Genomic DNA, 22,262 nt, shown 5'->3' with positions numbered 1-22,262 from the left:
CTATCAGTTTCAAACCAAATTGTTTAGTTTAATGACCGAGGATAAACAGACCCAGACCATTCGGGATACATTGGTTCGATTGCTTTCACGTCGGGAGCACAGCATCAAGGAATTGTATTTTAAGTTGCAATTGAGGGGATTTACCGCTTCACAAGTGGCGCCGCAATTAAACCGTCTGACCGAACTGGATTTACAAAGTGATCGCCGCTTTGCCGAAAGCTTTGTGCGTCAGAGGATTGCCAAGGGGCAGGGGGAACAGCGTATTCGTAATGAGTTGCGTGAGCGGGATGTCAGTGATGAATATATTCGTCTGGCATTGCTCGAAGCGGATACCGACTGGTTTGAGCTGGCTAAGTCGGTCCATGACAGGAAGTTTGGTCAGGCAGATAACATATTGAAACAAAAGCAAAAACAGCAGCATCAGCGTTATTTGCAATATCGCGGTTTCACTGCTGAACAGATTCGCTATGCTTGCCCTTGTCAGTATCAGGCGCAGCGGTTCGGAAAAAGTATCTAAGTTGGATATGCTTGTGCAGTGTTGTCTCTATCTTGGAATTAAGTATAAATATCGACACTCAGGTGGCATTTAAAGCACATTTTTCTGGTGCAAAAGTCGTTATGCTGTGGTGATTACACTGAAAATATAGGATAAATGTTTTGAAAACACAGCAAGGGCAGCTTATGGATAGGGCAAAAAACGGATTGTTGTCTTCAATTCTGCTGCTGTTTAGCTCTGTGGCATCTGCCGCAGACGGGATAATTCAGCAACAAAGTGACCAGGTCATTTATATTGGTCTGGGCATTATTGCGACAATTATTTTCGTCTTATTGCTGTGGTTACTGATCGTCAAATCAAAACTGAAAAAATCTGCGCAGATCCAGCTGCAACAATCTTCTGTTTTGCAAGACAAACAAACCCAGTTAGATAATGCCGAACAGGTTATTTTACATCTTAACGCTGACAAACAGATTATTTACGCCAATCAGGCGGTCGCACTGGCATTAAAAGTTGATCCTAAGCAACTGTTAACCCGGCCATTTACCGATGTGGTCACTATTTCGCAGTCCAGTAAACTGAGCAAGGCATTAGCTGACGGGATTGCCGCCAACGAACAAGTGGCACTGCCAGAACTGGATAAACATCTGGTAGTAGGGATCAAGCCTGCCAAAGATAATCACTCCGATTTAGCTTTTGTGGTTTCCATTCAGGATGTAACCCGTATACAAAAGGCTAATGACCAGCTCGAAAACGAGTTGGCATTCGAACTTAAATTGGCTGATATGGCGCAATTAGGGCATATCAATATTGATTTTCAGGATGGCAGCGTTAGCGTAGATCAGGCTTTTGCGCGTTTGTTGCAACGCCAGGTTAGTGATATTGACGGTTCTCTGGAACATGTACAAAAGCTGATATGCAGTGACGACTGGAGCGCCTGGAAACAGTCGATTGAACAAGGTAAACAGGGGCAGCCGTTTGAACTTAAATGCCGCTTTCTGACGCCTGAGGGGATGGCATACAGCCAGTTGTTTGGTCTGGTTAAACACAAAAATGAACAAGACGAAACAATACAAATCCAGATACTGGTACAAGATTTAAATAAACAGGCCGCTATGGAACAACAGAGCGCGGCGGAACAATTAAAAATAACCGGCTTACTCGCCGCCAATCCGCATCCAATGTATTTTATGGACGAGCAGGGCAAGCTGGCCAACTGCAATGCTGCCTTTGAAAAGCTGTTCTCCACTATGTTGGAACGCATTGTCGGGCAATCCATTAACGATTTGAACTTTTTACCCGAGATCATCAAGCAGCAACATAGTGTTGATGAATTGATGCTGATGAGCATGGGCGGCGGTATGGTCAAAGAACTAGATCTAGCCATTTCCGACACGCGAACAACACCGATTCGTTTTAAATTACAGGGCTACAAAAATACCGACGGCAAAATGGCTGGGCTGATTGGTTTAATTGAAGATATCAGTGAACTGAAAACCAGCCAGGTAGAACTTGAGCAGGAGCGCCATCGTTTTCGCCAAATGCTCGATTTGGCCCCCGTTGCCATTGCGGTGATTGACCAGGACGACCATATTATTCAGGCCAATCATGCCTTGACTGAACGTCTTGGCTTGACCGCCAAAGAGCTGAAAAAAGGATCGTTCTATCAGCTTTTTAATGATCCGATTAATTCCGGTAAAGCGGCCAAACAGTTACATAAAAATGGCAAGCTGCGTGCGTTTGCGGCGGATCTAAAAGGCAGTGGTGAAGAATTACATCCCAGTGAACTGCATATTGATCTGTTCGATCCTGACACCCAACAGTATCTGTGCTGGATTTCGGATATCAGTAATCAACAGTTCCATCAGGATAAATTTGAAGGTCTGTTGCAGCACAGCAGCATGCCGATGGCGGTGTTGACCGACCAGGGATTCACTAAACTGAACCCGGCAGCTTGTGAGTTTTTCTCGGTGGAAGATGAAGACGATTTGTTTGGTTACTTCCCTTACTCACCGGAGCTGAATGCCAATCAGGAAGCGGTCGAGAAACTGCAACAAAAACTCGATAAATTGCGTCAGGACGGACAGGCGCAGAGTCTGGTCTGGCAACATCAGCGCAATGAGCAGGCGTTGCCCTGCCAGGCCACCTATGTGCCGATGTATAAAGGTCAGGAGCTGGAATCGATACTCTGTATCTGGATGGATATGCGCGCTATTAACCAGGCGGATGAACAGCGGATGGCCGCGATTAATTTGCAGCAGGCAGCCGAACGCCGGGCGGCCGAGAAGCAACAATTGCTTGAAAGTAGCCAGAATCAACTGGCCAGCAAGGTACAATCACTGACCGATACCGAGTCGAAACTGCAGGAAGTTCAGCAGGATTTGACTCAGAAGCAAACTAAACTGTCCGACCTGGAGCAGGCTCATCAGGACGTAACCGATAACCTGCAGCGTTTAAAACAGGATTATGATCAAAGTCGCGATATGCTGGCGGAAAGTCAGCAAACCAATGCTGAGCTGGAAGAGCAACTGCAACAATCGAGTAGCAAAGTTAACGCTCTAGAAAAACAGCGTAGCCAGATTGCCGATGCGCTGCAAAATAGCGAACAACAATACAAACGTGCGCAAGCAGAGTTGGCTGAAAGCGAAGCCACCAGCGATCGTTTGCAGCAGGAGCAGCAAGAGCAACAACAAAAAATCAGTGAATTTGTTGCGCAAATTGATGACTTAAAGTCCTCAATGGAACAAAAAGATCAGCAAATCAGTCAGGTCAGTAGTCAAATTAATACCCTGCAAACTCAGTTAGCCAGCTCTGGCGAAGTCGGTGAAAAATTACGCGAACAATTACTTAATCAACGTAAAGCCAGCGAGTTGGCAGAACAGCAGCGTCGGGAGCTGGAAGACACCTGCCGCCGTGCGCAAGCAGAACTGTCCGGTAAGGCCCGCCGAATTGATCATTTGCAGCATGAGATGCAAAAGTTTGAGGAAATGTCTAATCAGCAAAAAGGCGATATGGAGCAGCAGCAGAAATTGTTGCAACAGGAGTTGGAAACCAAACAACAACAATTGATGGAAACCCAGCAAATACTGGATGAAACTCAACGCCAATCCGAACAAGAAAAGCTTGAGAAAGCCGAGCAGCAACAGCGATTGGAAAAAATGCAGGAAGAGCTGGCCGAGGTGGAGCGCCGTACAGCCGAACAACAGCGCAAGATGGCTGATGCCGACAAACATTGGCAGGATCAGCAGCGAGCCTTGCAAGAAGAACTGGCCGCCAAACAGCAACAGCTGCAACAGACTGAGCAGATATTAAATGACACCAAGCAGCAAACGGAAGCCGAAAAGGCTGAAAGAGCGAAGCAACAGAAAATATTTGAAAAACTGCAAGCCGAGTTGGCGGAAGTAGAGCAGCGTACTACTGAGCAACAGCGAAAAATGGCTGAAAGCGATCAGCAATGGCAACAACGGCAGCTGGAATTAAAACATGAGCTGGAAGAAAAGCAGCAACGTTTGCAGCAAACTCAGGAACAACTGGATAAAACCCAGCAGCAGTCTGATGCCGAGAAATTGCAGCGTATGGAGCAACAGCAAAAATTTGATCAGTTACAAGTTGAGCTGGCAGATGTAGAAACTCGTGCCGTTAAGCAGCGTGAAATGATGGAAGGCAGTGATGAGCAGTGGCGTCAGCATCGGGATGAAATTGAGCAGCAGAAGAAACAGCTGCAGCAAGCCTTGCTGGAAGCCGAAAAACAGAATGCCGATATTCAGAATCAGCTACACAATAGCATGCAGGAGTTGCAGAAAGCCGAAACCCAGGTATCGGAAACCTTATCGGGTGAGCAAAAGTTGCAAGCCGAACTGGAGCAGGCTCGCAAACAGGCCGAAGAACTGAAACAGGCCTTACAACAACGGGAAGAACAGGAATCCAAGTTACAGCAACAGCTTCTTGAACAACAAAAAGTCTTGCAGGATAGTGAGCAAAATATTTCCAGTCTCGAAGGTGAGCAAAAACAGCTTACCGAGCAGCTTCAGGCAGTAAGGCAGGAATATTCCAGTACTCAGCAAAGCCTGAGCGCGCAGGATAGCAATCAGTCGCAATTGGCCGAGCAGCTTAAAAAGCTGGAGCAAGAGTTGCAGGACAGCAAGCAGCAACTGGACAGCAAAGAAAACGCCCTGCAAGACGCACAGAAAAAACTGGAAAGCAGCCAAGTCAAATTATCCGAGCAAGAACAAGCGCTGGTCGCTGCACATAAGGCAGAATTACAGGAAGCAAAACTGGCCAGTCAAAAAGATACCAGCCAAGCCGCCAAACCTGTGCCCGAGTTTGCCAAATTACCCATGCCGGATAGCCCGGATGCCTGGTTTGCACTGTTGCCATTTTTGCAAAATCACGCCAGTTCCGAGCCGTTACCTGTGGCATTAAATGCCTTGATGGATGAACTGCGACAGGCGACGGATAAAACTGATCAGGCAGTAGAAAAAGAGGATGCGGGACAGATTCTTATCAACGCGCGTAAACTGGTGAATATTGCCAACAAGATTAATTCTGAGCCCTTAACCGATCTCAGTACCCAGTTGGAAGCGGCCTGTAAGCAAGGACAGGTAGATAGTATTTCGATTTTCTGGCCGAATATGCGTAAATCATTGCAGACCACATTGCGAGTGATTTATTCGCATTTGCAGGTGTAACCCCGAATTGTTCAAACTTGTGAATATAGATTATCGCTATAAGGAGCTGGCTAATGGAACAACAACAAATTGATGCTTTGGTTAACATACTCAAATCTCGCTTTGACAACAATATAGCGCGCCACAAGGGAATTGACTGGCTTGCTGTGCAACACAAGCTTGAAGCGAGTCCTGAAAAACTGCACTCACTCAATCAGATGGAACAAACCGGCGGCGAGCCCGATGTAGTGAGCTATGACCAGGCCACAGACGAGTATCTGTTTTTTGATTGTTCGCCAGAGAGTCCTAAAGGGCGCAGAAGTCTTTGTTATGACCGACAAGCGCTGGAATCCAGAAAAGCACATAAACCGCAAAACAGCGCAGTTGCTCTGGCCACAGAGATGGGCATTGAGTTGCTGACCGAAGTTCAATATCGTCAATTGCAGCAACTCGGCCAGTTCGATTTGAAAACCTCCAGTTGGATAGCTACTCCTGACAGTATCCGCCAACGTGGTGGTGCACTGTTTTGTGATCGTCGTTATGACAGTGTCTTCCTGTACCATAATGGCGCCGAATCCTACTATGCAGCCAGAGGTTTTAGAGGTTCGCTGCGCGTGTAACTTTGTTATTCTGCGTTGTGTAAAAGTGACACAACGCCCCTCCCGACTAGTCCGTTGACCCGCTGAAATTACTTTCCATGCTGGTGTGACACAACAGTTGCAATAAACGCTAACTTATTATATTCACGAGTGTTTCTGCTACTAACTTGCTGTTACCAACACAAGCTGGTCGCACAGTTCTGTCATTCTGGCATCACTAATGCAGTTATTTTTCCAGATACACATATCTTTTTTGTGTGGTTTGCAGGTAGAGAGGCCCGTAAGCAACGGGTAGGAGGCAACATGGTCACTAATACTATTGCACCCAATGCAATTGACAGAATTCGTGAAATCGAGCATGACACAAATATATCAGCAGTAAAGCGTTCAAGACCGGCAGAATCTGCGGTGTCAGGCGATCGGTCTAGTCCCGGAACGACGCAGTTTGAACTGTCTCAAGCGCAACTTGAGGAGCGCCTGGATAAATTAAGACTGCAGCGGGAAAGGCAACAACAGGAACTGGGAAAACAGCAATTACGATCTGAGGAGCGCCGTGATACTCAAATAGAGCAAAGTGTCGCTAATCGGGAACAGTTACAAACCCAACAGACACAACGGAGCGAACAGCGGCAACAAGCCGTGGCGGCGCGTGTACGTGAAGATGTAGAACAACGCGAACTGCGCCAGCAAGCTCAGATACAAGAAGCAGAACAACAGGAAGAAGAACTGGCGGCTCGAATTCGTGCTGATGTGGAAGAACGTGAGCAACAACAAACCGATAATGCTCAGGAATCTGTTCAGCAACGGCAAGCGCGTCAACAACAACTGAGCGAGAAACTCGACGATATCGAGCAGCAACAAATCAGTGAAAACCGTGAAATAGAGCAACAGCAACGTCTTGATGCGCAGCGTGACGAGGCACAACTAAGACGTGAACAGCAGAATGATATTGCTGCGGAATCTTCACCTGCCCCGGCCAGCCAGGCACGACCGGTGACGCAGCCTTCTGATACACCTATTCAGCAATCTCTAGCTGAAGCCGCCCAGGAAGAAGCGAGAGTACTGCAACAAACTGAGACAAATCTGCGTCAAGAACAGACATCCGAAGAATTGATCGAGACGTTACGTGAAGAATCCGAGGTGATCGAGTCACTGCTTAATGAAAGGGCGCTAGCCGGTAATAACTCCTCGGCTAATGAAGAGCTGGATACCGAGTTAAATAGTATTCGAACTGACTTGCAGGATGAAGTTGAACGGAACGCACGGCGTTTGCGCAATAATCAACCTGCAACAGAGCGACTGGGCAATTTTATTAACCGTCTCAGCTAAGGTTGTAAGATTATCCTTCACAAATATGGCTGTTTTATTGGCGGTTTGGTTAATCTTGTTGTTAATTCGGTAAGGGGTTAGCAAAGGGAATGTCAGGCTGGCATAAAATCGGTGTATTTTTATCATTATTTCCCCACTAAAGCTGCGGGTTACATCTGTAAACACGCCTATTTTCATGATATGTTGCGCAGCTAATTTTTAATCGTTTTCGCTTAGGCAGACCCTTTACCCAGTCAGGATTATCAATGATCAAAACCACCGCCGAACTAAGAAGTGCTTTTCTGGATTATTTTGCGCAACATAACCACCAGAAAGTGAGCAGTAGCTCACTGGTTCCGGCCGATGATCCTACCTTGTTGTTTACTAATGCGGGTATGAATCAGTTTAAAGATGTGTTTTTGGGCGCAGACAAACGCAATTATACGCGCGCGGTATCGTCCCAGCGTTGTGTGCGTGCCGGCGGTAAACATAATGATTTGGAAAATGTTGGCTATACCGCACGTCATCACACCTTTTTTGAAATGTTGGGTAATTTCAGTTTTGGTGATTATTTTAAAACCGAAGCCATCAAGTTTGCCTGGACATTCCTGACCGAGAATCTGGGCTTGCCGGCAGAAAAGCTGTTAGTCACAGTTTATTCCGAAGACGATGAAGCCTTTGCCATCTGGGAAAACGAGATTGGCTTGCCTGCTGATAGAATCATCCGCATCAGTACCTCGGATAACTTCTGGTCGATGGGCGATACGGGCCCTTGCGGACCCTGTTCGGAAATTTTTTACGATCATGGTGAGCATATCTGGGGAGGTCCGCCTGGAACACCAGAAGAAGACGGCGACCGTTTTATTGAAATCTGGAATCTGGTCTTTATGCAATTCAACCGTCAAGCCGACGGTACAATGGAGCCGCTACCCAAGCCTTCAATCGATACTGGTATGGGACTGGAACGTATTTCGGCCATTTTGCAGAATGTACACAGTAACTACGAGATTGATATTTTTCAGAACCTGATTAAGGATGCTGCCAGCATTGTCGGCAGTGATGATCTGGAAGACAAATCCCTGCGGGTGATTGCCGATCATATCCGTTCCTGTGGTTTCCTGATCTGTGATGGCGTCATGCCCTCTAATGAAGGGCGCGGTTATGTATTGCGCCGCATTATTCGTCGCGCAGTCCGCCATGGCTATAAACTGGGCGCTGATGATATTTTCTTCTACAAATTGTATGCGTCGCTTGTCCGCCAAATGGGCGCGTTTTATCCTGAACTGGAACAACAGCGCTCGACGGTTGAAAAGGTATTGCGAGTGGAAGAAGAGCAGTTCTCGCGCACTTTAGAACGCGGCATGTTATTGCTTAACGAAGCAATAAGTGAATTAAACGGCGATACCATCCCCGGCGAAACCGTGTTTAAGCTTTACGATACTTTTGGTTTCCCGGCTGACTTGACCAATGATGTGGCTCGCGAAAAGGGCCTGAAGATTGATGAACAAGGTTTTGAAGCGGCGATGCAGGAACAGCGCAAGCGCGCCCAGCAGGCCAGCAATTTCGGTGCAGACTATAATGATGTACTTAAATCGGAGCAGAAAACCGAATTTACCGGCTACGAATTTGAGCAGGGTAATGCCAAGGTGGTGGAATTATTCTACCAAGGCAAGGCGGTTGATTCTCTGGCGGCTGGCGCAGAGGGTGTAGTCGTGCTCGATCAGACACCCTTCTACGCCGAATCCGGCGGTCAGGTTGGTGATCAGGGTGTATTACAAACGGCTAACGGAGATTTTGTTGTAAAAGATACCGTTAAACTCAGTAACGCTATTGCGCATAAAGGTACAGCGTCGGCAGAGCTGAAAATTGGTGATGTGGTTGATGCCAGAGTATTGGAATCACGTCGTCAGGCTATTCGTCTTAACCATACTGCAACTCACCTGTTGCATGCTGCATTAAAAACGGTTTTAGGCGATCATGTGAACCAGAAAGGTTCATTGGTTGACCCTGAACGTTTGCGTTTTGACTTCTCCCATTTTGAGGGAGTAACCAGGCAGCAACTGACTGACATCGAGAATCTGGTCAATCAGCAAGTTCGCATTAATCATTCGTTACAAACTAAATTAATGGAATTGGAAGAAGCTAAAGCGTCGGGCGCACAGGCATTGTTTGGCGAAAAATATGACGAACAGGTGCGCGTTGTGTCCATGGGGCCATTCTCGATTGAATTATGTGGTGGAACCCATGTCAAACAGACTGGCGATATCGGCTTATTCCGTATCGTGTCGGAAAGCGGCATTGCCGCGGGTATACGCCGAATTGAGGCGGTAACCGGTCAGGCAGCACTGGATTATAGTCAGCAGCAAAGTGTTCAGTTGAGCGCGGTTGCAGCGTTGGTTAAATCGGAACCTGGCCATATTCAGGAGCGCGTGGCGCAGATTCTGGAACAAGGTAAAGGACTGGAAAAACAAATCGCCCAGTTAAAACAGAAGTTGGCCAGTCAGGCCGGTTCTGATTTACTGTCTCAGGTCGTTGAAATTAAAGGCGTAAAAGTTCTGTCTTGTGTATTAGATGGGGTAGAAGCCAAATCCTTACGGGATATGAGTGATACCTTGAAAAGCCAACTGGGTAGCGGCATTTTGATGTTGGGCCTGGCCAATGGTGACAAAGTCAATTTGATTGCCGGTGTAACCAAAGATCTAACCGGCAAGGTCAAAGCCGGTGAACTGGTAAACTTTGTTGCCCAGCAAGTCGGTGGCAAAGGTGGCGGCAGGCCGGATATGGCTCAGGCAGGCGGTTCTCAACCTGAAAATCTGGCCAGCGCCATAGCCTCGGTATCAGCGTGGTTGGAACAACAGTTATAAACTAAATTTTGGAGTTAACACTCTGAAAATCGGCCAGTTTTTGAAGTGACAACAAAAACCGGGAAAGGTCGATGGCAATATTTGGGTAAAGCTCGAATATAAGCTAACTTTAAAATGGACTCATTATTGGAATAAACGGAATAGGAGCAAGAGAATGCTAATTTTGACCCGTCGTGTAGGTGAAACTTTAATGGTTGGTGACGATGTAACTGTCACTGTATTAGGGGTAAAAGGAAATCAGGTCCGCATAGGTGTGAATGCACCCAAGGAAGTGTCTGTGCATCGTGAAGAAATTTACATGCGCATTCAGGCCGAGAAGAATACCAAACTAGCTTCTCATGAAGAACCGTCAGAGGACGATGAATAAGCACCCATAAAAAGGCTGGTTAACCAGCCTTTTTTGATCGTGGCATAACCACTGATTGCCCACTCTGTTATCCAGTCAACCCTAGCCAGTTCCTGACTTGTGGTATGCGCGTTAGTACCAGACGTTCCAGTATCCACAGTGCAATAAGCGAAATCATCAGCAAGGGAAGCAATAACGCCATGGTGACCAGAGTCGTTAATATGACTTTAGCCGCTCTGCTGTCCGGCATCGCCTGTGGCGCACCTAAACTATGTCTAGGCTTGCGGCGTCGCCACAGGATAAATCCGCTGGCCATCATTAATATCAGTCCGCTAGTGGTGACAAGACCAAGCAATTGGTTAAACCAGCCGAATAACTGCCCTTCATGCGCGGATATGCCAATGCCTATTACTTTATCAATTCCCTTGCGCTCAGAAAAATTCTCGCTTTTAACGATATGGCCATCAATTCCGTCCAACCAGACATTGCTGCGTAACATCCGGTTTTGATGACTGGATTGCAGTTTCCATTGCTGGGTTTGTCGATCTGATATTGACAAGGTCGCCGGCGGTGCCAAATTTAACTGTTCGGCGCTTGCCAGTAATAATGGCGACAGATTGACCTTGTCCAGCGCTTGATGGCGCATATGCTGGTGCTCCTGAGCGCGGCTGATTGTCCAGTCCTGCTCAACCGGAGTTTCCAGCCACCCGCGTACCTGTTTGAATGCGCCACCCCAAACCAGCGCCCAGGGTAAACCTGTTATCAGTAAAAACAGCGCCAAAGTCGAGATCCACATACCGGTAACGGCGTGCATATCGCGCCAGAACAGTCGTTTACCTTTAGTAACGCGGGGATAGAAAACACCAGCTAAACCATGAGATTGTTTAGGCCACCATAGATATAAACCGGAAACGATGAGTACAATCGCCCAGCAACCGGCTAATTCAACCAATACCGAGCCGGTATTACCGGCTAACAGTTCACCATGGAAGCTGCGTACCAGTTCGATAAACTGAGAATCCTTTTTAATGACTTTCAATACCTGCAAATTGTAGGGATTGATATAAACCAGCCAGGGAATATCCCGTTCAATCAGTTGAATGATTACGGCATGCCGTGGCGTTTTTGGCAGTTGGTAGCTCACAAAACGACTGCCAGGTAAGGTGTCTAGAGCCGCCTGAATTTGCTGGTTAGGTGTGCTGGTGGTGGCGCCAACCGCGAGGGCATGGAAGGGCTGATCGATCCAGTTTTCAATTTGCGGTTTAAATAAAAAGATTGAACCGGAGATAGCTAGCGTCAGAATAAACGGAATACATAACAGTCCGGCATAAAAATGCCAGCGCCAGATCATCCGGTAAAGTTTACGCGAAGATAAGCTGGTCTCGTTTCGGTTTGGGTGGCTGTTAGTCGTCATACTGTCCGCCATTACATATCGTAAGCAAAGCTAAAATACCAGGTTCGGCCTGGCCAGGGATGGGCAACATAGCTGATTTTATTGCTCAAGTTGTCCACTCCCAGGTTGAACTCGAGATTGTCATCCCAGGCGAAAGTGGATTTTAAGCCCAGGCGACAATATTTATCCTGTGCACCGTACACATATTGGGCATTGTCCAGATTATCGGTGCGCCCGTAGCTATTGCTGGCGTACTGAATATTGGCACCGAGCGTCCATTGTTCGGATAGATGGTAAGTCGTCAGTAAATTACCACGCCATTTAGGCATGCGTGGATAGGTTTTGCCTTCAATTTCCGGCGCGACATTATTCTCGATAATGTTAGCGTCGGTATAAGCAATATTGGCGCTTATATCCAGTCCATCCAGCAAGATATCGTGCTGTTGGTAGATAAACTCCATGCCGCGAGTCCTGACTTTATCGATCGGAATAAAAGTCCGTACCGACAGTCCACCAGGCAGCGTGGTTGACTGCGACTCGATGACATCACGAATATTTTCACTAAAGGCATTCACTCGCAGATAACCATCATCCAGTAGATAATCGAATGACAAGTTATGATGCAGTCCAGCTTCGGGTTTAAGTTCAGGATTGGCTTCACTCACCGTATTGTAGGCTTGATACTGGCTGAAAAGCTCCTCGACAATAGGAAAACGGTACGCCTTGGCCAGTGAATAGCGTAGTGACCAATTTTGTTCAGGTTGATAAGCCAAGGAAAGTTTTGGCGAAAACTGGTTATCTGATGTTGCGGGTACCTCAATGAGAGCAAATTGCGGCGTTTGTGCGTCATTTTGTGAATAGTAACCATTGTTGCTATGAAAAGACTCATAACGCCCGCCTAGCGTGATATTCCATTGCGAACCGATATCCCAGTTTAACTGGGCAAATACCGCGCTGATATCGGTTTGGCCGCCACTATTGCTGGTCATGTCATCCAGATTACCTGCTGCATAGTCAGCGGAATCATAAACTGAAATATTGAGTTGATATTGTTCATATCGGGTACCTGTGACCAGACCCAATTGCTCATAACCTGAAGGTTGCCAGCGTAACTTGATTTCTGCTGTTTTCCAGCCAGTATCGTCATAATCAGTAATTTGTCCTGCCGGGGTATAGTCAGGGCTGTTCGGGTTACTGTGTGATGAGCGGGTTTGATCATGCAAGATATCAAACTGGCTCAAGTTGGCTTCCAGCGAAAGGTTATCGTTGAGGTTGCCTTTTACTCGTAAACCGATAGATAAACTGTCGCGATCCTGAACACTCACATTTAAGCGGCTGGCCGGCACCGAAAAACGCTGTCCATCCTGACTTACATCACCTCCCCAAATATTGTTACCGTCCGAATCTAGCAGGTAACTGTTGGCCGAATCAGCCTGCGACTGGCGATCTTCATAAGCGATATTGAGCAAGGCCGACCAGTTATCCCAGTCATAGCCGGTTTTGAATTTATAGTTATCGGTAGTGGTCTCGACAATGCCGGTATCACCAAAAAATAGTTGTGGATTGCTCCGTTCATCTGTTGCTTTTATTGCGCCGGTTACATCGATGGCAGCAGAGCTGGTGGAATTACCACCGTAATAGAATGACTGTGGTTGAGAGTCATTTTGCAAATGGTTATAGGAAAAATACAGACTCAAATCACCCATTTTATCACCATAGGAGACAAAGCTTTTAAAACCGTCAACCCGGTCATCGAAGCCGTAGGCATCAAATTGCTGATTAAAATAGCTGGTATTAAAATGAACCTCGCGCTGTTGTGGAATAGCGGTTTCCATTAGCACTACGCCCCCCATGGCATTGCCACTGTATTCGGCAGAAAAAGGGCCGTATAACACTTCGACCTGGGCAATTTCGCTGGCAGACACCATGGTCCAGCGCGGGGCACCGCTCCAGCGGGATTGCAACAAATAGTGCAACGGCACACCATCGGCAAATACCATTGAACGCGAGGTCTGGAACATATTGGAACCGCGTAGTCCCAAGGTACCATTGGCATCACCGATAAAACGCCGCCGGATCACAATGCTAGGAGCATATTTGACAATATCTTCGGTGGTCGCCGCATTGATACTCTGCATATCCTCCTGTTGGAGCAAAAAAGCAGGACTAACAGAGTCATTATCTATGCTTGATCGCGCGGCCCAAATTGTGACTTTTTCAACGTCTTTATCCGGTGTTTGAGAGGAAACGTCTGCCAATACCGGGGTACAACTGAGTGATACTAGAACGGAAATCAGCCGGCGGCTCGTCAATAAATGCATAAAAATACCGAGTATTCAGAAATTTGCACGCTAGTCTAAATAAAACCCGCGGTTGCACAATGTGGCAAATTGTCGCACCCCATATACAAACCCTAAGGTTTTGGGTGCAATTTTCGGCGTAGCCACAGTAATAAACACACCACCAGTGCAATCACTACAGGCACGCTGATGCTGTGCCATAGTTTGGTATTGATGTCGGGAAGCCAATAAGCCAGTGCAGATATCCCTTTGTCAGTCAGTTGAACGCCGTAATAGCTGATGGCGACCAATGAAAAACTTTCAACAACCTGCTGCATTTTAAGCTGTACTTTGGCTCGTTGATCCATTGAGGCCAGCAAGCGTTGATTTTGACGTTCCAATTTGAGACTAATCCGGGTGCGCAATAATTCGGTCGAGCGACCCAGTCTGTTGCTTAATGCTGATTGTCGGAAACCGACGGATTCGCTGGTGCGAAACGCAGGTTTTAAACGCCGTTCGGTAAAATCCTGTAAAGACATCATGCCTTCAATAGGAACTTCATTGAGGCTTTTTAGTCTGTCCAGCGTCAATTGGTAATAGGCCGCTGTGGCTTGCAATCTGGAACTGGTTTCAGCAATCAAATGTTCGGTCTGGGCAGCAAGTTTACTGATTTCATACAGCAGTTTTTCATCATCACTCAGTTCTTCCTGGATCCGCTGGGTGATATCTGATAACTGTTGTTCGAGTAGTGTCAAACGGGATAAAGCTTGGCGTGACAGCGGCCAACCAAGCAGAGACAGTTTTCGATAATTACCCAGATCAAACAGTTGCTGCACAATCCGGCCCAAACCATTGGCGGTTAGACCATGGTCAATCAGTAGCATACGTCCGGCACCTTCAGCATGTTTTTGAAAATCCGTCCAGATGCGGGCCTTATTGTCCGCCAGCATGCTGTTGACGCAAGTATCGGGATTAAACAATCCCGCTATCACTTGTTTATTTTTGATTTGCTCGGGTGTGACCACGCTTAGTTGTACAATCCGGAATATGCGGCCCGGAATTTTATTCAGCCAGTCCCGACTAGGCAAAAAGTCCAGAGGGTCGTCAAACCAGTGCGCCGACTCTCCGTTTTGAATAAAGACATAACTGGAGAACTCACCATGACGTTCCCAACGCAAGTGGCCACCAAACAATGACAAGTTGATATCATTATCGGTTTCGAGCAAGCGACTACCCTGTTGTCTGGCCAGTTGTTGCATAAATAAAAACTCTGCTTCTTTTGAAGCATCGGATACGGTCAGCATAAATTGACATAGTCTGCAGGGCGCATTAAGTGCAGGGAAAAGCCGTTGTTGGAGTTCTTTATCCAGTGCATCCCGCAGCGGATGATGGTGTAAGGTTAGACCCGTCATGATGATGTTCCTGAATTAGAATGCTGTCCCTATTGTTAGCAATAGCAGTAACTATGCCATGCTGCGTTGGTATGACTAAATTGCCCAACGATTCCAGCCTTATTGCGATTAAACAGATTTTTCTAGGGGGTGAAAATTCAACAGGATGCGCAAAATTAAAGCAATGCTGGTTTATGCTGGTGCAATTTGCTGCTTTGTTTATTAGTTACTTTATGCTTGGATAGTGGTTAATGGTGAAACAAAACAGCGAAAGCTGTTTATTCTTGGGTGATACCACAATGTCGGAACAACATTTTCCCTTAACTGACTTTATCGAATATCCGCAACAGCAGATGTTGCAACGAGCGACGCAGAATTTGCAGGAACTAAAACGTCGTCATTCCATTCGTAAATTTTCATCCCGGCCGGTACCTCAGGCGATTATTGAACAATGTATTCTGACTGCCGGCTCTGCTCCTAGCGGCGCCAACCATCAGCCCTGGCATTTTGTCGCGATTAGCGATTTGCAGGTTAAATCTCAAATCCGGTGCGAAGCAGAAGCATTGGAACAGGCATTTTATGACGGCCGCGCAGGAGAAGAATGGCTGGATGCGCTTAAGCCCTTGGGGACCAACGCAGATAAAGCCTATTTGCAACAGGCACCCTGGTTGATCGCGGTATTTAGCCAGAAGCGTGGAGGAGTAGGTGAAAGTGACGACAAAACCAATTATTACGTGCATGAGTCGGTCGGACTGGCCTGTGGATTTTTGATCCAGGCTTTGCATCATGCCGGTCTGGCTACGTTGACCCATACCCCCAAACCCATGAGCTTTTTAACTCGAATATGCAATCGTAATGCAGATAACGAAAGACCTTTTATGCTGATTGTGGCAGGTTATCCGGCAGACGATGCGACCATACCGGCGCACGCGCTTAAAAAGAAACAACTGGAACAAATCTGCAGTTTTGTTTAGCGTGGGTAACAATAAACGAAGTATCGGCATCTAATAAGTGGCCGAACAATAAATCAGGAATCGAAATGAACAGATTGAATCAAACCGTGAGAGCAATAACAGCTGCAAGCATTTTGATGGTGACGACCTGTCTGGCTATGGCACAAGATGCTGATGACAGTTCGCTAACATCGACGGCTAACCCGTCATTTGATTGCAGTAGTGATGAGCTCAGTTCGATTGAGAAAATGGTTTGTCAGGATAAGATCCTGGCTGAGTTTGATCAGCAACTGGCCAACATTTATCAGCAAGCCAAAGGTAAAGTCAAAGGGCAGATGCTGGAACTGCTCACAGCGGAACAACGGGGATGGATAAAAGGCCGGGATGAATGCTGGAAAGCCGAGAAGAAGACAGAGTGTGTTAGCGATATGTACCATATGCGCACTGCTGAGTTGCAGGCCAGATTTAAGCTGGTCGACAGTAATGGACCGGTAACTTTTGAGTGTGAGGTACCAAATAATAACGAATTAAGCGTGACCTTTTATCATTCAGATCCCGCAACTATTATTGCCAGTTGGCAAAACAGCATGTCGTTGATGTATATCGAACCGGCCGCCAGCGGCGCTAAATATCAGGGACGTAATACTTTGTTTTGGGAGCATCAGGGCGAAGCGAAACTGAAATGGGGAGCGGAAAGTCCCGAGTTTAAGTGCAAGAAGAAATAGCGACACTTTATATTTTGTTGGTTGCGCCAACTGCCGTGCCTGTCTCGAATCTCGCTATGCAGATCTGAAAAGGTCTTTGTTTACGGCAAAGAGAAGGTAAAACCAAAACCGTTCATCCTCAGCACGAGGGACGAGTAGTCGAAGGATGGATTATCATTATTTATGCGTGTGTGGAAGGATTACTTCGCAGATCCCTTCAGCTAGTGCTTTCTCGTCGCCTCTGGCTCGAATCTCACTATACCGATCTGAAAAGGCTTTGTTTACGACAAAGGGAAGATAAAACCGAAACCGTTCATCCTGAGCACGAGGGACGAGTAGTCGAAGGATGGATTGCCATTATTTATGCGTGTGTGGAAGGATTACTTCGCACATCCCTTCAGCTAGTGCTTTCTCGTCGCCTCTGTCTCGAATCTCAGCTATGCAGATCTGAAAAGGTCTTTGTTTACGGCAAAGGGAAGGTAAAACCGAAACCGTTCATCCTGAGCACGAGGGACGAGTAGTCGAAGGATGGATTGTCATTATTTATGCGCGTGTGGAAGGATTACTTCGCACATCCATGTGCTTCGCTCTTCGAGCCGCACTTCGTGCGTTCAAAAATGCTCCAGGCATTTTTGTCAAACCTCCTTCGTCGGTTCAAATCCTTCATGCAGGCTATAAAACAAAAAAGCCCCAACGGACTGCGTTGGGGCTTTTCTATTTTATATGGCGCGTGTGGAAGGATTATTCCGCACATCCATGTGCTCCACCCTGCGGGCCGCACTTCGTGCGTTCAAATTTGATCCCGTCAAATTTGTCGAACCTGCGGAGGTTCTCATCCCACCACACGCATAAAAAAAGCCCCGTCATATGACGAGGCTTATCTAATATGGCGCGTGTGGAAGGATTCGAACCTCCGACCGCCTGGTTCGTAGCCAGGTACTCTATCCAGCTGAGCTACACACGCGAGGAAACTTGTTTTAACGCCGCATTAACTATACAGCTAATTGCTTATTGTGGCGAAAAATAATTGATATTGAACATTTTTCGAAAATGGCGCGTGTGGAAGGATTCGAACCTCCGACCGCCTGGTTCGTAGCCAGGTACTCTATCCAGCTGAGCTACACACGCACAATGGCGGAGAGAGAGGGATTCGAACCCTCGATAGGGATTAACCTATACGCCCTTAGCAGGGGCGCGCCTTCAGCCACTCGGCCATCTCTCCGTTTCGAGACGCCGCAGTTTAATGATTCGGGTGTGGAAGTCAATGGTTTTTTGGCGTCAAAACACCTTGTGCGGTGATTTTGTACAAAACACTTATTTTCTATACAGGATGTGTTGAAATGTCGTTCGATAACATAAAAGCCGTTGCTATGCGCTGGTAGGTAAATTGTGTTATTTATTATTTAGCTGAAGTGTTTTTGATGCCTTCAGAGACATTCCCTTCACTCGATAATTTGAATCAGAGGTGGCAATAGTGAGTGGTAGCAAAAGAGAGATTAACTTCCAGTTTTTAGCTGAACCGACCGATGTTAATTTTGGTGGCAAGGTGCACGGTGGTGCCGTAATGAAATGGATGGATCAGGTTGGTTATGCCTGTGCTGCGCAATGGAGCGGTTATTATTGCGTAACGGTTTCGGTTGGGGGGATCCGTTTTTTCCGGCCCATACTGGTAGGGCAAATGGTGACGTTAAATGCCAAGATTGTGCATACCGGTAATAGCAGTATGAATATTTTTGTTGCAGTTAAATCCGGTGACCCACAAAAAAATAATATGGTAGATACCTGCCGCTGTATTATTTCCTTTGTGGCCAATGATGCTTCTGGTTATCCGGTGGATGTACCGACCTGGATCCCGCAAACAGAGGAAGACAAGGCGCTAGAATCTTATGCGATCCACGCCAGAGAATTTTCCAAACAACTGGAAGCTGAATTATTGCAGGCATTAGATAAATCCTGAGCGCTTTTTTCGAGCGCGCTGGACTAAACTTTTTCTTATTTGTTATACCCTGTTGAACCCGCCGAAAAGTTGTCTTTTCACTATCAGCGTGTTACTTATCGATAACAGTTTTAGCTTGAGAATGAATGACTTAAATGGAAAATGACATCGCAACTCTACTGAATGAAGCGGCCTTGCTGATGGTTGTTGGTATGGTCGTAGTGTTTCTATTTTTGGTGTTGTTGATAGGAGCAGTCAATTTAATTGCGGCGATTTGTGCCAAGTTTCCTGATACAGATATTCCTTCAACGCCAACCAGAACGCCGGTAGCCAGTAATAAAGCTGTTTCAGCCAATATTGTTGCAGCCATTAGCGCGGCTATTCATCAACACCGACAAGGACAATAACCATGGCCAATCCACTTGCTATTACCGAGCTGGTGCTCAGGGATGCCCATCAATCTTTATTAGCAACCCGCATGCGTATCGAGGATATGTTGCCGATTGCCGAAAAGTTGGACAAAGTCGGTTACTGGTCAGTGGAATCATGGGGAGGTGCCACTTTCGATGCCTGTATCCGTTATCTGGGAGAAGATCCCTGGGAACGTATTCGTGCGCTGAAAAAAGCCATGCCCAATACCCGTCAGCAAATGTTATTACGCGGCCAAAATTTGCTCGGTTATCGGCATTATGCTGATGATGTGGTAGAAAAATTTGTTGAGCGAGCGCATACCAACGGTGTGGATGTGTTCCGCATTTTTGATGCGATGAACGATGTGCGCAATTTACAAACGGCGATTGCTGCAGCAATTAAAGTTGGCGCCCATGCGCAAGGAACGATTTCCTATACGGTTAGTCCGGTCCATTCGTTACCGGTTTGGCTGGATATGGCCAGCAAACTGGAAGATCTGGGGGTGCACTCCATTTGTATTAAAGATATGGCTGGTTTGCTCAAACCTTACGAATGCGAAGAATTAATTACCCGTCTGAAAGAAACCGTACGCGTACCTATTGCCATGCAATGTCATGCAACCACTGGACTTAGCACCGCCACTTATCAAAAAGCTATTGATGCGGGTATTGATATGCTGGATACCGCCATTTCATCCATGAGTATGACTTACGGACACAGTGCCACCGAAACCATGGTGTCGATTGTCGAAGGTACAGGGCGGGATACCGGGCTGGATTTGGTCGAGCTGGAAGAGATTGCCGCTTACTTTCGTGAAGTACGTAAAAAGTATGCCCGTTTTGAAGGCAGCTTAAAAGGTGTGGATGCACGCATTCTGCTCGCCCAGGTGCCAGGCGGCATGCTAACTAATATGGAAAGTCAGCTAAAAGAGCAGGGCGCTGAAGATAAATTTGATGAGGTGTTACTGGAAATTCCCAGAGTACGTAAAGATTTGGGTTACATACCCTTGGTCACCCCAACCTCACAAATCGTTGGCACTCAGGCGGTGCTGAATGTGCTGACCGGCGAACGCTACAAGAGTATTACCAAAGAAACTGCCGGTGTACTCAAAGGTGAATATGGTACTACCTCTGCCCCTGTTGATCAGACGTTGCAACAGCGGGTACTGGATGGAGCCGAGCCGATTGTTTGTCGCCCGGCCGATTTAATTGATAACGAACTGGATGCCTTAAGCGCAGAGCTGGACAAGCTGGCAGAACAGAACAGTTTACGTTTGGCCGCTGATAAAATTGATGACGTACTGACCTATGCTTTATTCCCGCAAGTTGGTCTTAAGTTTCTTGAAAACCGTGATAACCCTCAGGCGTTTGAACCTGCCCCCAAACTGGAAAATGAATCGGCAGCCAAACCTGCACCAGCAGTATCTGCTGAGCTACCTTCGCATTATTCGGTCAGGGTCGATGGCAAAGTTTACGATGTCGAGGTGGCAGCAGGTGGCAGTTTAAAAAACATCCAACCGGTGGAGGCCGAACCTGTGCCTCAATCCGCCTCGGTGCAGGGAGGTGAAACCCTTAACGCGCCGCTCTCCGGCAATATTGTCAAAATATTGGTTAAGGCCGGTGAACAGGTCGTCGAAGGTGATGTGGTGCTAAAAATGGAAGCGATGAAAATGGAAACCGAAATTAGAGCAGTGAAGAGTGGTCAAATCATCGATATTCTGGTCAGTGAAGGAACCGCAGTCCAGTCCGGTCAACCATTACTGAATATGGGCTGATTGCGTGGAAAAGCTACAGGTATTGTGGGACTCCACTGCGCTGGCCAATTTTGAACCCGGTCAGGTCATTATGATGTTTATGGGCGGATTGCTGCTATATCTGGCCATAGTGCGTAAATTTGAACCTTTACTGTTGTTGCCTATCGGTTTTGGTGCGGTACTGACCAATATTCCGTTGGCCGGATTTAGCGATGCAGGTGGATTGCTGCACTATATCTATGCGGTGGGGATTGAGACAGGCGTGTTCCCACTATTGATATTTATGGGAGTGGGGGCTTTAACCGACTTTGGCGCGTTGATTGCCAACCCTAAAATGCTGTTGTTGGGAGCTGCGGCGCAATTCGGTATTTTTGCGACTTTGTTTGGCGCTATTGCGCTTAATTATGTTCCCGGACTCGAATACAGTATGAAAGAAGCCTCCGCCATCGCCATTATTGGCGGTGCTGATGGACCCACCGCGATTTTTCTGGCATCGCGATTAGCCCCCGATTTACTGGGTGCCATTGCCGTAGCGGCATACTCTTATATGGCGTTAGTGCCGATTATTCAACCGCCGATTATGAAAGCCTTGACCAGCGTCGATGAACGTAAAATCCAGATGGAACAGCTACGCGAAGTATCCAGAAAAGAAAAGATCCTGTTTCCTTTGGGCGTGTTGCTGTTAACCATTCTGTTTTTGCCCACCGCTACGCCGTTAGTGGGTATGTTTTGTCTGGGTAATCTGATGCGTGAATCCGGCGTGGTTGAACGTTTATCCGGTGCGGCCCAGAATGAGCTGATCAATATTGTGACTATCTTTCTGGGACTGGCGGTGGGCTCAAAAATGTCGGCGGATAAATTCCTGAAAGCCGAAACCCTCGGTATTTTGGTACTCGGAGCGCTGGCCTTTGCTATCGGCACGGCCACAGGTGTGTTAATGGCCAAATTAATGAGTCGTATGAGTGGCGGCAAAATCAATCCGCTTATCGGAGCTGCGGGGGTTTCTGCCGTTCCCATGGCTGCTCGGGTGGTGAATAAAGTGGGGCTGGAAGCCAATCCACATAACTTTTTACTGATGCACGCCATGGGACCAAATGTCGCGGGTGTACTTGGAAGCGCTGTGGCAGCAGGTATATTGCTGGCATTGGTAGGGTAATTGTTC

At 47.1% G+C, this 22,262-nt stretch carries 15 protein-coding genes and 3 tRNA genes; 12 read left to right on the top strand and 6 right to left on the bottom strand.

Going from position 1 to position 22,262, the window contains the following annotated elements:
- Nucleotides 1-31: 31 nt before the first annotated feature.
- The 6 genes from V1467_RS15345 to csrA all read left to right on the top strand — a co-directional run bounded on the left by V1467_RS15345 (nt 32) and on the right by csrA (nt 10,301).
- A complete protein-coding gene (locus tag V1467_RS15345) occupies nt 32-517 on the top strand; it encodes a regulatory protein RecX (RefSeq protein WP_416305849.1) in 486 nt (161 codons plus the stop codon).
- A gap of 140 nt (nt 518-657) precedes the next feature.
- Nucleotides 658-5,184 (top strand): PAS domain-containing protein, encoded by a 4,527-nt coding sequence (locus tag V1467_RS15340; RefSeq protein ID WP_416305848.1) that lies wholly within the window; start codon nt 658-660, stop codon nt 5,182-5,184.
- 53 nt (nt 5,185-5,237) lie between these two features.
- Nucleotides 5,238-5,783 carry a DUF4256 domain-containing protein gene (locus V1467_RS15335; RefSeq protein WP_416305847.1) on the top strand — a complete coding sequence of 182 codons (546 nt, stop codon included), beginning with the start codon at nt 5,238-5,240 and terminating at the stop codon, nt 5,781-5,783.
- A 282-nt stretch (nt 5,784-6,065) separates the two neighbouring features.
- Nucleotides 6,066-7,091: a hypothetical protein gene (locus tag V1467_RS15330; RefSeq protein ID WP_416305846.1), complete on the top strand. Its 1,026-nt coding sequence runs from the start codon at nt 6,066-6,068 to the stop codon at nt 7,089-7,091.
- Nucleotides 7,092-7,336: 245 nt separating this feature from the next.
- Nucleotides 7,337-9,934: an alanine--tRNA ligase gene (gene alaS / locus V1467_RS15325; RefSeq protein WP_416305845.1), complete on the top strand. Its 2,598-nt coding sequence runs from the start codon at nt 7,337-7,339 to the stop codon at nt 9,932-9,934.
- Nucleotides 9,935-10,088: 154 nt separating this feature from the next.
- Nucleotides 10,089-10,301: a carbon storage regulator CsrA gene (csrA, locus tag V1467_RS15320; RefSeq protein WP_416305844.1), complete on the top strand. Its 213-nt coding sequence runs from the start codon at nt 10,089-10,091 to the stop codon at nt 10,299-10,301.
- A gap of 67 nt (nt 10,302-10,368) precedes the next feature.
- On the opposite strand, the gene V1467_RS15315 is transcribed toward csrA, so the two are convergent.
- The 3 genes from V1467_RS15315 to V1467_RS15305 all read right to left on the bottom strand — a co-directional run bounded on the left by V1467_RS15315 (nt 10,369) and on the right by V1467_RS15305 (nt 15,364).
- On the bottom strand, nt 10,369-11,694 hold the full coding sequence (locus V1467_RS15315) for a PepSY-associated TM helix domain-containing protein (RefSeq protein WP_416305843.1): 1,326 nt from the start codon (nt 11,692-11,694) through the stop codon (nt 10,369-10,371).
- A gap of 11 nt (nt 11,695-11,705) precedes the next feature.
- Nucleotides 11,706-13,994: a TonB-dependent receptor gene (locus V1467_RS15310; protein ID WP_416305842.1), complete on the bottom strand. Its 2,289-nt coding sequence runs from the start codon at nt 13,992-13,994 to the stop codon at nt 11,706-11,708.
- Between the two features lie 92 nt (nt 13,995-14,086).
- A complete protein-coding gene (locus V1467_RS15305; protein WP_416305841.1) occupies nt 14,087-15,364 on the bottom strand; it encodes a DUF3422 family protein in 1,278 nt (425 codons plus the stop codon).
- A 278-nt stretch (nt 15,365-15,642) separates the two neighbouring features.
- On the opposite strand from V1467_RS15305, the gene V1467_RS15300 reads away from it, so the two are divergent.
- Complete coding sequence (locus V1467_RS15300) at nt 15,643-16,317, top strand: nitroreductase family protein (protein WP_416308713.1); 675 nt, start codon at nt 15,643-15,645, stop codon at nt 16,315-16,317.
- Nucleotides 16,318-16,382: 65 nt separating this feature from the next.
- A complete protein-coding gene (locus V1467_RS15295) occupies nt 16,383-17,021 on the top strand; it encodes an MliC family protein (RefSeq protein WP_416305840.1) in 639 nt (212 codons plus the stop codon).
- Nucleotides 17,022-17,887: 866 nt separating this feature from the next.
- Here the strand turns inward: V1467_RS15295 and V1467_RS15290 are convergent.
- The 3 genes from V1467_RS15290 to V1467_RS15280 form a co-directional block, all read right to left on the bottom strand.
- A tRNA-Arg gene (locus tag V1467_RS15290) sits at nt 17,888-17,964 on the bottom strand.
- A gap of 87 nt (nt 17,965-18,051) precedes the next feature.
- Nucleotides 18,052-18,128: transfer RNA gene (locus tag V1467_RS15285), tRNA-Arg, on the bottom strand.
- Between the two features lie 4 nt (nt 18,129-18,132).
- A tRNA-Ser gene (locus V1467_RS15280) sits at nt 18,133-18,222 on the bottom strand.
- Between the two features lie 252 nt (nt 18,223-18,474).
- Here V1467_RS15280 and V1467_RS15275 point away from each other — a divergent pair.
- The 4 genes from V1467_RS15275 (at nt 18,475) to V1467_RS15260 (ending at nt 22,256) form a co-directional block, all read left to right on the top strand.
- Nucleotides 18,475-18,957, top strand: a complete 483-nt coding sequence (locus V1467_RS15275; protein WP_416305839.1) for an acyl-CoA thioesterase — start codon at nt 18,475-18,477, stop codon at nt 18,955-18,957.
- 134 nt (nt 18,958-19,091) lie between these two features.
- Nucleotides 19,092-19,343: an OadG family transporter subunit gene (locus V1467_RS15270; RefSeq protein ID WP_416305838.1), complete on the top strand. Its 252-nt coding sequence runs from the start codon at nt 19,092-19,094 to the stop codon at nt 19,341-19,343.
- 2 nt (nt 19,344-19,345) lie between these two features.
- Nucleotides 19,346-21,121 (top strand): sodium-extruding oxaloacetate decarboxylase subunit alpha, encoded by a 1,776-nt coding sequence (gene oadA / locus V1467_RS15265; RefSeq protein WP_416305837.1) that lies wholly within the window; start codon nt 19,346-19,348, stop codon nt 21,119-21,121.
- A 4-nt stretch (nt 21,122-21,125) separates the two neighbouring features.
- Complete coding sequence (locus tag V1467_RS15260; RefSeq protein WP_416305836.1) at nt 21,126-22,256, top strand: sodium ion-translocating decarboxylase subunit beta; 1,131 nt, start codon at nt 21,126-21,128, stop codon at nt 22,254-22,256.
- Nucleotides 22,257-22,262 lie beyond the last annotated feature (6 nt).

The organism is Neptunicella plasticusilytica (assembly GCF_047922965.1).
GTDB classification, from domain to species: Bacteria; Pseudomonadota; Gammaproteobacteria; order Enterobacterales; family Alteromonadaceae; genus Neptunicella; species Neptunicella plasticusilytica.
This window is presented reverse-complemented; position numbering and strand designations above follow the sequence as displayed.